This is a genomic window from Oceanobacillus sp. M60 (genome assembly GCF_053839645.1).
The window spans coordinates 486,364-497,871 of the sequence record NZ_JBSSNH010000002.1 but is presented as its reverse complement, the minus strand read 5'-3'; the positions used below and the strand labels follow the sequence as shown (position 1 = coordinate 497,871).

At 38.0% G+C, this 11,508-nt stretch carries 10 protein-coding genes; 9 read left to right on the top strand and 1 reads right to left on the bottom strand.

The genetic code is table 11. The annotated features are described in order from the left end of the window. The 9 genes from ACW0TQ_RS06630 to ACW0TQ_RS06590 all read left to right on the top strand — a co-directional run bounded on the left by ACW0TQ_RS06630 (position 1) and on the right by ACW0TQ_RS06590 (position 10,201). Positions 1 to 1,158, top strand: coding sequence for a DUF418 domain-containing protein (locus ACW0TQ_RS06630; RefSeq protein ID WP_042534598.1), 1,158 nt, complete (start codon positions 1 to 3; stop codon positions 1,156 to 1,158). A 144-nt stretch (positions 1,159 to 1,302) separates the two neighbouring features. Beyond that, on the top strand, positions 1,303 to 1,674 hold the full coding sequence (locus tag ACW0TQ_RS06625; RefSeq protein ID WP_042534597.1) for a YisL family protein: 372 nt from the start codon (positions 1,303 to 1,305) through the stop codon (positions 1,672 to 1,674). A gap of 581 nt (positions 1,675 to 2,255) precedes the next feature. Further along, positions 2,256 to 3,755 (top strand): alpha-amylase family glycosyl hydrolase, encoded by a 1,500-nt coding sequence (locus tag ACW0TQ_RS06620; RefSeq protein WP_455725426.1) that lies wholly within the window; start codon positions 2,256 to 2,258, stop codon positions 3,753 to 3,755. A 231-nt stretch (positions 3,756 to 3,986) separates the two neighbouring features. Beyond that, entirely contained in the window at positions 3,987 to 4,535 is a 549-nt protein-coding gene (lepB, locus tag ACW0TQ_RS06615) for a signal peptidase I (RefSeq protein ID WP_042534594.1), read from the top strand. Between the two features lie 219 nt (positions 4,536 to 4,754). Further along, a complete protein-coding gene (locus ACW0TQ_RS06610; protein ID WP_455725425.1) occupies positions 4,755 to 5,384 on the top strand; it encodes a helix-turn-helix domain-containing protein in 630 nt (209 codons plus the stop codon). Between the two features lie 17 nt (positions 5,385 to 5,401). Further along, a complete protein-coding gene (rodA, locus tag ACW0TQ_RS06605; protein WP_042534590.1) occupies positions 5,402 to 6,568 on the top strand; it encodes a rod shape-determining protein RodA in 1,167 nt (388 codons plus the stop codon). A gap of 275 nt (positions 6,569 to 6,843) precedes the next feature. After that, positions 6,844 to 7,941 (top strand): D-alanine--D-alanine ligase, encoded by a 1,098-nt coding sequence (gene ddlA / locus ACW0TQ_RS06600; protein WP_042534588.1) that lies wholly within the window; start codon positions 6,844 to 6,846, stop codon positions 7,939 to 7,941. A gap of 20 nt (positions 7,942 to 7,961) precedes the next feature. Continuing rightward, positions 7,962 to 8,393 carry a hypothetical protein gene (locus ACW0TQ_RS06595; RefSeq protein WP_042534586.1) on the top strand — a complete coding sequence of 144 codons (432 nt, stop codon included), beginning with the start codon at positions 7,962 to 7,964 and terminating at the stop codon, positions 8,391 to 8,393. 128 nt (positions 8,394 to 8,521) lie between these two features. Then, positions 8,522 to 10,201, top strand: coding sequence for an ABC1 kinase family protein (locus tag ACW0TQ_RS06590; protein WP_175297094.1), 1,680 nt, complete (start codon positions 8,522 to 8,524; stop codon positions 10,199 to 10,201). Between the two features lie 71 nt (positions 10,202 to 10,272). Here ACW0TQ_RS06590 and guaC read toward each other — a convergent pair whose 3' ends face one another. Then, positions 10,273 to 11,256 (bottom strand): GMP reductase, encoded by a 984-nt coding sequence (gene guaC, locus ACW0TQ_RS06585; RefSeq protein ID WP_042534582.1) that lies wholly within the window; start codon positions 11,254 to 11,256, stop codon positions 10,273 to 10,275. Positions 11,257 to 11,508 lie beyond the last annotated feature (252 nt).

Below are 11,508 nucleotides of genomic sequence, written 5' to 3'. Positions count from 1 at the left end.
GTGCAACCTTATCAGGGAAACAAACGATTAGAATGGATAGATGCAGCAAGAGGCTTTGCGATTTTTGGAATATTTATGGTCAATATAGGAGCATTTTCTGCTCCTTATTTTCTCTATGGCGGAGCAGAGGATGCCTGGACGGCTAAAATAGATCAGTACAGCTTGTTTTTTATTGATATTTTCTTTCAAGCGAGCTTTTACACGCTGTTTTCGATTCTTTTTGGTTTTGGGATTCAAATTCAAAAGGACAGCTTAGATAAAAAGGATATTTCTCCATACGGCTTTTTTGGACGCAGGCTGGGAGTGTTGATTATTTTTGGAATCATTCACGCCTTTGCGATATGGAGCGGAGATATTCTTCTGACTTATGGAACAATGGGATTTTTGCTATTATTCTTCTTATACAGCGGGGAGAAGGTTTTAATGGGCTGGGCGATTGGTTTATTAGGTGCATCTACCCTTGCCTTGACAGGTCTGCAGTATGCGGCAAGGAATTTTATTGATATAAGTTATACAGCGGAAATAAACCAAGCTTTTCAAAGCTATCAATCCAATGATTTTTCCATTATTCTGGCGCAGAATTTTCAGGATTGGCAGTTATCAAACGGGATTTTCAGCTTTTTCCTGTTTCCTTTTATTTTCCTGCCGCTGTTTTTATTTGGGATGTACTTAGCAAGAAAGAGATGGTTTCATGAGCCGCTTGTCCATAAGGGAATATTGAAAAAGGTTTGGGTTATTTCTCTAGTTGTGTTCATCGTATTTAAGATAGGACCGTATACATTTGGCAACCCGCTCTGGTTTAGTCTAGTTCAGGATAATATTGGCGGGACGGCATCGGCCGTCTTCTACCTGACGTCGATTACATTATTATGGGAGAAGGATAGGGCGCAGAAGGTACTTGGTGTCCTGAAGCCGATCGGAAAAATGGCATTATCTAATTACTTGCTGCAATCGATTATCTCTTTTTGGCTTTTCTATGGCATCGGTTTTGGATTATACGGGGAAATCCGGCCCGTTCATCAAATCGGTCTCGTGATTGTGATTTTCTGCTTACAGATTATCGGAAGTATGATCTGGCTTCGATATTTTCGGTTTGGTCCCGTGGAATGGGCATGGCGATCCATTACGTATAAAAAATTACAGCCAATGAAACGCTAATCATGGCAATTTGTTGACAAAGATACGTTTAAATGTCATCTTAGGGAAGAAAATGGTATCATTATAAACGAATTATTAGTCATTTTTGTGAAATATGACAGATGATGATGACATGTATTTATAAAATTGAAGGAGGGAACATGAATGACGCATATGCATATTACATCGTGGGCGCTGGGTCTGATTCTATTTTTAGTAGCTTTAGCCCTTTACAAGAAAAACAGTAACAAGCCTGCAACCATTGTTCATATGATTTTACGACTTGTGTATTTGTTTATCATCGTTACCGGTGGATTATTAACTTGGGACTATATTCAAGGCTATGGCATGCCGCTTCTTGGGGAAGCTATTGTAAAAGCACTTGCCGGTCTTTGGATTGTTGTGGTAATGGAAGGAATTCTGGTTTCTACGAAAAAAGGAAAAGCAGTAACCGGCAAATGGATTCAATTCTTTATCGCACTGATTATTGTTATTGTTTTAGGCTTTTTCCGTCTTCCAATGGGTTTTTATTTCTAAAATAAGAGGATGACGAACACTCCTGTGAGGATAGTGTAATACATTCTCGACGAACAGGATGAGACAAAGTGCCTTGGTCCATTGCCGAGGCACTTTATTTTAAAATAAGAATGTTTATAAAAATAGCTGGAAATAGCCGCTACGGAAAAAATACTCCGCTAGAATCAGCTTCATTTCTTTGAAAGAAAGCAAATAAAACATATCTTTTCAAAGATGGGAGCGGATGTTGTCGACTCCTTCGGGAAAAGCAACAGGTAGACCTGAACAGGAAGCGATTTTCTTACCGTGCGGCTGAGCCGTTGCCCGCGGAAAGCGACTTCCTGGGGCTGGGACTGGGACTGCGATTACTCGTCCCACCGAAAACCATTGCGATTACTCGCCCCATCGAAAACCGTCGTAGCGGACATCTCCTTGGCGAGAACACCAATGTTTTAAAGATAGTGGTGTTCTTGTTTTTTCTGTTTAATTGTGAACGCTTTTTTACATCATTCCAATCAAGGTATGATTTTTTTAGAAAATAAGTGATAATAAAACAAGGGTGGAATCGTAATTACAGTTTTATTATCATTGGGGGAAAATCTATGATTAAAAAAATAAGTATTGGATTTGCTGCTGTTATCAGTATGTTTATCATGCAAATACCGGTACATGCACAGGACGAAGATATACATAATGAAGTATTTTATCAGGTATTGATTGACCGCTTTAATAATGGGGATACGGAAATTGAAGGAGAATTAGATATTAACGATCCTTATCATTACCATGGAGGGGACTTTCAGGGAATTATAAATAAATTAGATGATTTGCAGGATATTGGAATTACCACGATTTCCCTGAGTCCGATTACGGAAAATAAAGAAAGAGGATATCATGGTTATTGGATCAATGATTTTTATGAGATCAATCCGCAATTTGGAACAATGGAAGATTTTGAGCGTCTTGTATCCGAAGTGCATAATCGTGATATGAAAATAATGATTGATTTTGTATTTAATTATGCTGCGGATACCAATCCGTTAACAGATGATGCGGACAAGGAAGATTGGTGGCTTGGAGCACCTGAATCAGATGACGAATGGCTGTCAGAAACAGTTCAATTTGATTTAACAAATCCGGAGGCTGCGGAATATGTATTAGATGCTGCGAGATATTGGCAGGAAGAAACCGAAGTGGATGGATTTAAGCTTCATGATGCAGACATGGCGCCGCAGCCATTTGTCGAAGAGCTGACAGCAGCTTTGAAAGAAAACCATCCTGATTTTTATCTGATTGGTGATACAAGTGCTGCAACGATTGTTGAAGCAGCTTCGTTAATGGAAAATACATCCCTCGATCTCATCAATTATCCGGGTTTCAATCAAGTATTAAGCGAAACATTTGCAGATAGCGATCAGGATATTTCAGCCATTTTTGATGCGTGGGAAGAACAAAGGCTGACCGATTTTTATAAGCAAATCGACGGCCTTCAACAAGAACGTTTTACAAATATCTTTTCAGAGAATCAACGTAATGCTGTCACTGCTTGGACGCTTGCCTTGACCTATATGTATACTACACCGGGGGCAACAATGGTAACGCAGGGGACAGAGCTTCCCATGTACGGAATGGATGCGGAAGAATCGCAGCGGCTTGTTCCTTTTAATAGCGGAGATGAAGATTTAAGGGAGTTTCATAAGCGTATTGCAGCGCTGCACAATGAATTTCCGGCATTAAGGTTGGGAGATTTTGAATATGTCGGCTCCGAAGCATCCATGCTGGTTTTCCGCCGCAGCTATGAAGACGAAATGATGTATGTCGCTATTAATAACGGAAGTGAATCAGCATATATTGATGAAACTAATTTAGAATCTGGTATGCAGCTGACCGGTATTTTAGAGGATAATTTAGTCCGTGAAAATGAAGAGGGCAATTATCGGATTGGAATACCGAGAGAATCTGTAGAAGTCTATCTTTTAGAAGAAGATAAAGGCTTTAATTGGTTATTTATCGGCTTTATTATTTCTGTTCTTTTATTATTTGTGATTGCTGTTGTACTATTAAAAAGAAAGCAGAAGCAAAGAGAGCATGCAGACAATTAATACTGTTAATTACCTTGGTGAATTTGAAATATAACTGCATAAAAAACATGTGTCTGATTTATTACTGACGCATGTTTTTTATGATTGTACGTTTGGAACATCCTTTCTTAGGGACTTTACTCACCCCTATGTATAGAATAATTTTAGAATATATAAATATATATCGTTCCATTCTCCTGCTTATATTGTATAATAAAAGAAGAGAGTATTTGTTTAAAGGAGGTGCCCAGTATGGAGCGGAGCGCAATAAAGAAAGAATTCTATTTGCTTTGCAGAATTATTCTTTTTGTTGTTATCGGATTATTTATTGTTAAAAATTTCCTTTTAGCTCCTTCGGTCGTATGGGGTGAATCGATGCAGCCCACTTTTTTCGATCAGGATAAAATCATTGTTAATAAAGTAGCTTCAATAGACCGGTTTGATGTGATTGTATTCCAGGCCCCTGACTCTGACAATTATTACGTGAAACGGGTTATTGGTGTACCAGGCGATCATATCGAATATAAAAGTAATACGTTATATTTAAATGGAGAAGCAGTGGAGGAATCCTACTTAATAAATGATGACAGTCCGGCGAAAATGGGTTTTCAAACTGGTAATTTTACATTAGAAGAATTAACAGGCTATTCCATTGTTCCGGAGAATACCTATTTTGTTTTAGGCGATAATCGCGGAAACAGTAATGACAGCCGCTTCTTCGGCTTTCTGAATGAAGAGGCAATTATTGGGGAAGTAACATTCCGATTCTACCCATTTAATAATATCGGCAGGCCTGAATAAACCTGTATCTAAAAAGGAACTTCCTGATTTAGATGCGGGTTTTTTTATTTTATTCGTCTTTGCTATTTAAGAAAGGCAGAAAGCGGTTTTTTCAAAATTAATCCAGCTTATATATCTATCCTAATTCAATTGCAGCTTTATTTGACATTTTGTCAACATCCCTCGTATAGTAGAATTAAAAGGAAAAGATAACTGAAAATAGAAGGGTTTGTATAACGAATGAGCCAAAATATAGGAGATTACTTAAAAGAGCAGCTAAAGGAAAAACATATTTCTATGCGTGAACTAAGTAAACAGACGAATATTAATGTTTCGACGATATCCCGAATTATCAACCATAAGCGTAAACCGACAAATCAGCATTTAGTGGAAATTTCAAAAGCACTGGATGTTCCTTTTGATGAATTACTTCAGAGAACCGGACTGCCGGTCAAATCTTCAGAGAATCATACTAATGATATACAGACATCTATTGTAATGATAGATCAATTTTTAGAGCAATCAGATGATCATTATGATTCTTTTTCAATGGAAAAATTAAAAAAACAACTGGATTGTTACGAAAAAGATGCAGAAACGGAAGAAGGGCGCCGTCTCATTCTGGATACATTTCATCAGAAAAAAGAAGATGCAGGAGCCCGCGGGGCCTATATGAAAAAACTTTCCACTTTTTTTCATCGGATTTGTCATAAAAAAGGAACAAGGAAAGAATTAATTTTAATGGGTGCAGCACTAATTTATTTCATCAGTACAGCTGATGTTATTCCGGATTATCTTTTTCCTGTTGGTTATTTAGATGATGCTGTAGCAGTTCAAGTGGTAATGAATGCACTTGCTAATAAAACGTAATTAATGAGGGTTTGGATATGAATCGGAAGAAATACAATTTGGATTACAGTATAATCACTATTTTGTTCTTGTTATTATTAATTAGTTTAATTGCAATTTATAGCGGTTCGGGACAATATGCGCAATCACAGCCTTACTATTTTGTGATTCGCCAAGGTATTTGGTATTTTTTTGGTGCGTTGATAATGCTGGCAGTGATTTTCTTTGACTATGAGCTCTTAAAAAAACAGGCATTTAAGTTGTATGCGATTGGCGTGTTCCTTTTATTAGGCGTTCATTTTTTTGGGGTTTTTCGCAACGGTTCTCAACGTTGGCTGAATTTAGGAATCTTTGAGATACAGCCATCTGAATTTATAAAAATATTTCTTATCATCTACTTAGCTGTTTTATTAGAGAAGTATGGCAATCGAAAGCTGCCCTTAAAAAAGAGTATTCAATTAACGCTGAAAGTAGTGGCAGTAACATTAATTCCATTTGTTTTTATATTTTTACAGCCGGATTTAGGATCTGCTTTGATTGTATTAGCCATTGCTTTTTCCATGATTATTGTTTCCAGTATCTCTGTTAAAGTTATTTTACCGGTGCTATTCACCATAGCTGCTTCTATAGGCGGTTTAATTTTTTTGTATTCTTATAATGAAGATATTTTTTCCCGGTTATTTCAATCACATCAAATGGACCGTATTTATGGGTGGTTAAATCCGGCGGAGTATGCATCTGATTACGGGTATCAGCTTCAGCAGGCAATCATGGGAATCGGTTCAGGACAATTGAGCGGCGCCGGATTTAATCAGGGGATGCAGATTCAAAATGGGAATGTTCCTGAAGCACATACAGACTTTGTTTTTACAGTAATTGGAGAAGAATATGGTTTTATCGGAGCAAGTATTCTGATTTTATTATATTTCCTGCTTCTTTATCGAATTACAAAGGTTGCCTTCGAAGCAGATAATCTATTCGGGGTCTATCTTTGCGTCGGCATCATCGGAATTCTTGCCTTTCAAGTATTTCAAAATATTGCGATGACCATTGGTTTAATGCCGATTACTGGGATTACCTTGCCTTTTATCAGTTATGGAGGAAGCTCGCTGATAACCAATCTGATTATGATGGGGCTGGTCATCAATGTGCAAATTCGTTCCTCCAATGATTATTTATTTCGAAAAAAAGCAATTAGTGAATAAAGGGGAAGCTAAAAAATCAGCCTGGGAAGATTTTTTAGCTTTCTTTAATTATTTTTTAATACATTCAGGATCCCGTATTAGGCAGAGAAGTTGAAAATTTATTATTTCTTAATAATCAGAATCACTGCTTCGGATGAATTATTGACATTAAAGTCCCCTTCCAAATGAACTCTATGATAAAATAGCGATACAGGTCAAACAAATAATGATATAAACACATAGGATATAGGAAGAATCGTAATTATGTCATTAGAGTCAATGAGGAGAGGATTGGAATGAAGAAAAAAGTTGGTATTGTTTTTGGAGGGAAATCATCAGAGCATGAAGTTTCTTTACAATCAGCCAAAAATATTGTGGACGCAATTAATTTAGATAAGTATGAAGTATATCTGCTGGGAATTGATAAGCAGGGGAATTGGCATGTCAATGACCGTTCTCACTATTTAATAAATGAAGAGGATCCAAGCCTGATTGCATTAAATAAAACAGGGAAGGGAATTGCCATTGTTCCTGGAGCGGAAGAGAATCAAATTATTGAGACCGGCTCAAGTGTAAGCATGGACCAATTAGATGTTATTTTTCCAATTGTCCATGGCACACTCGGTGAAGATGGAAGCCTGCAGGGTATGCTGAGAATGGCCAATATTCCATTTGTAGGTTCTTCTGTACTTGGTTCAGCTATCAGCATGGATAAGGATATTGCCAAGCGTCTGCTGAGCGATGCAGGCTTACATGTTGCCCGCGGATACAGCTTCCGTAAAGCCAAACAAAATCAAATCTCTTATCAGGATATTGCTGCGGAATTAGGAACACCATTATTTATTAAGCCGGCAAATCAAGGCTCTTCTGTTGGCGTACACAAGGTGGAGACGGAAGAAGCATTTAACCATGCTATTCAGGATGCATTTATGTATGATCACAAAGTTTTAGTTGAAGAGGCTGTCTCAGGAAGAGAGATAGAGTGTTCGGTTTTAGGTAATGAAAACCCGATTGCCTCTGTACCAGGCGAGATTCTTCCAACCGTCGAATTTTATTCTTATGAAGCGAAGTATATTGATGAATCTGGAGCAAGCTTAGAAATACCTGCTGTATTGGACAAAGACGTGGCAGATCGAATTAAACAGACTGCTGTTCAAGCTTTTGAGGCTTTAAATTGTGAAGGCTTAGCCAGAGTAGATGTATTTTTAAAAGAGGATAATACAATTATTATTAATGAAATTAATACATTGCCCGGATTTACGAAGATAAGTATGTATCCAAAGCTTTGGGAAGAGAGCGGCGTTTCCTATCGGGAACTGATAGAGAAATTAATTGAACTGGCAATCGAAAGACATCAAAGAGATCAGCAGCTGAAGAGCTCTATTCAAAATTAAAGACGTAAAAGGATGATTGAATGTCTAGCGACAACATAGAAAACGGCGGTATCAAAGCATATTTACAAAACAATTTGCCGGCGCTGATTTTTCACTTTTTCCTGACAGTGTTTGCCATGCTAATGGTACTTTTCACGAATCAACTGCAAATGGTATTTTTCGGAGTTTTAATCGCGTATGTATTATTTGGATTTGCATTGAAAAATCAAGGAACGCTTTTAAAAAATAGTTTGACGGTTTCCCTGGTTTTTATCATTAATCTGATAATGTACACCTTGGTCCCGCTGGCAGTATCTGAGGCACTTATGTTTTATTCCTTGCCGTATCTTTATTTAGCATTGATTAATGGACAATTGATTTTCCTGGCTATTATATTGCCATCCATTTGTATGCTGATCGGGTTATATGTGAAAATAAGCATTATAAAACTAACAAATAAGAACGAGGCATAAATTTACAAAGAGGAGCTGTCATAGGGAAAACAGTTCCTCTTTGTAAAATAGCCTGGATTTCCTGTTAACAGATGGATAAGAATGGGTATACTATCAATAGGAATTAAACGGGAAAGGAGGGAACCGCGATTCTTAATAAACGTATTCGTCATATACAACGTTATCGAGAAATACTTGTTGCATTTTCCCGTAATGGCTTTGGGTATATTGTAAAGGAATTGGGATTGCAAAAGGTTGTTTCTTTGCCGGAAAGAGTTCTTAAAGGGAAGAAGGAAATACATAGAAAAACAACAGGAGAGCGAATTCGGCTTTTCCTGGAAGAATTAGGTCCGACCTTTGTGAAGCTTGGACAAATCGCAAGCACAAGAAGTGATTTGATTCCCCAAGGTATTATTAAAGAGCTGGAGAAGCTGCAGGATCAGGTCGGGAAAGTCTCCTATACCGAAATTCAGGAAATTATCGAGAGGGAATTGGGAGAGCCGATTCATGATATATTTAAAGAGTTTAACAAAGAGCCTATCGCCGCCGCCTCCATCGGACAGGTTCATTATGCTATTTTGCAGAGCGGGGAAGAAGTAGCTGTGAAGGTACAGCGCCCGAATATTGAAAAGAAAATTCATACGGATTTAGAGATTTTAATGAATTTTGCCACCCTTGCAGAAACACGTTTAGAGTGGGCTTATCAATATAAAATCACCGAAATCATTGAAGAATTTAAAGCATCCATCCTGGCCGAATTAGATTACACTTTGGAAGGACGGAACGCGCATAAAATTGCGATGAATTTCAAAAATGATAAAGAAGGCGTGAAAGTCCCTGATGTGTATTGGAAATATACAACCGAACGTGTGCTGACAATGGAATTTGTCAAAGGGATAAAGTTAGATGAGAATGTGCAGCTTATCCGGGAAGGCTATCAGCCCAAGGTAATTGCAGAAAAATTAATTCATAATTTATTTGAACAAATATTATTAGATGGTTTTTTTCATGCAGACCCGCACCCGGGTAATGTGATGATACTCCCTGGTCATCAGCTGTTATTTATGGATTTTGGAATGGTCGGCCGGCTCACACCGTTAATGAAGGAGCATCTGACGGATATGATTATTGCGCTGGCCCGTCAAAATACGCATGCTATCGTGAAGGCTATCTATCGAATGGGTGTGGTTCCTGATGAGGTCAATGATGATATGATGCGTGCAGATATTGAAGAGCTGCGGGATAAATATTATGATGTTCCATTTAGCCAGGTTAGTCTGGGAGAAGCGGTGAATGATTTATTCAGCGTTGCTTCCAGGCATCAAATTCGTATTCCCGCAGATTTATCTTTAGTCGGGAAAACGCTGGTTACCCTGGAAGGGACCGTAGAAAGATTAGACCCGGATATCAGTATTGTTAAAATAGCGCAGCCTTTTGGAAAGAGGCTGATTAAAGAGAAATATCGACCTAAAAAAATGGCAGAGGAAGTTTACGAGCAGGTTGATGATTATAAGGATATTATTTTAGATTTACCGGAGCATGTTAATGCGGTCTATAAGCTGATTCGGAAGGGTAAGGTGCCCTTGGAAATATCCGTTTCCAGAGTGGATATGATTCTTAAGAAGCTGGACAGAATCAGTAACCGTTTATCGTTCAGTATCGTCCTGTTATCGTTCAGTATTATTATGGTTGGATTAATTGTCGGTTCAGCAATCGCGGGAGAGGTTTCTTATTTTTGGAGTCTGCCAGTTATCGAAATTGGCTTTGTTGTTGCTGTACTGATGTTTATATGGCTTATCTTTGCGATATTCAGGTCAGGAAGGTTTTAGCTTTAAACAGAGAAAAAGCTTATGTCAGAAGGGCTTGTCCCTTTCCTGACATAAGCTTTTTTAAATGCTATTTAGAATACCTTATCGCCGTTAAAGATAGAGTTTTTCACAACCACATAATCCACTGTGCGGATAGCATCTAACTGTCTGCCGCCGGCGTAAGAAATAGAGGATTGAAGATCCTGTTCCATTTCTGTCAATGTATCCTGAAGGGCACCTTTATGCTCTACGTACATTTTTTTGCCCTCTACGTTTTTCTTTTCTCCCTTTTGGAACTCTGATGCAGAACCGAAGTATTCCTTCAGCTTCTTGCCATCTTTTTCAATGGTATCTCCAGGAGATTCTTCGTGACCGGCAAATAAAGAACCGATCATGACCATGGATGCACCAAAACGTACAGATTTCGCAATATCGCCATGTGTACGGATTCCGCCGTCTGCGATAATTGGTTTACTTGCAGCTTTTGCACACCAGCGCAGTGCTGCCAGCTGCCAGCCGCCCGTTCCAAAACCAGTTTTGATTTTAGTAATACATACTTTACCAGGCCCGATTCCTACTTTTGTAGCGTCCGCGCCGGCATGCTCCAGCTCACGTACAGCTTCAGGAGTACCAACATTACCAGCAATTAAAAAGCTGTCTGGTAAATGTTTTTTAATATGCTTGATCATACGGATAACAGGTTCTGAATGACCGTGTGCAATATCAATGGTAATATATTCTGGAACTAAGTTATTTTCAGCAAGTGATTCCACAAAAGCATACTCGTCATCCTTCACTCCGACACTGATTGAAGCGAATAAATCTTGTTCTCGCATTGTTTTTATAAAATCAATACGTTTCTCAGGCTCGAAACGGTGCATAATATAGAAATAATTATTTTTAGCTAAATAAGTTGCAATATTTTCATCAATAATCGTCTGCATATTTGCAGGAACGACCGGTAATTTAAAGCTTCTTCCGCCAAACTCAATGGAGGTGTCACATTCTGACCGGCTATTTACTACACATTTTGCGGGAACTAATTGGATATCTTCATAATCAAAAACATTTTCCATTTAAAACACTCCTAAACACGAATAAAATTTGTATTGGATATTAAAAACATTCGCCTTTAGTAATTTAACCCAATCCAGGTATTTTGTCAATGTTTTATGCCTGTTTATCGACATAATAATTTGAAAAATAAGGCACTTCATGACAATCTATAGTTGGATTAATAAATATAGGGGGAAAGGTAAGGGGGGGTATTGTATACGCGACAACAACGTTTAATTAGAAAAGAACAATCATGCTATAATTGGAGGATA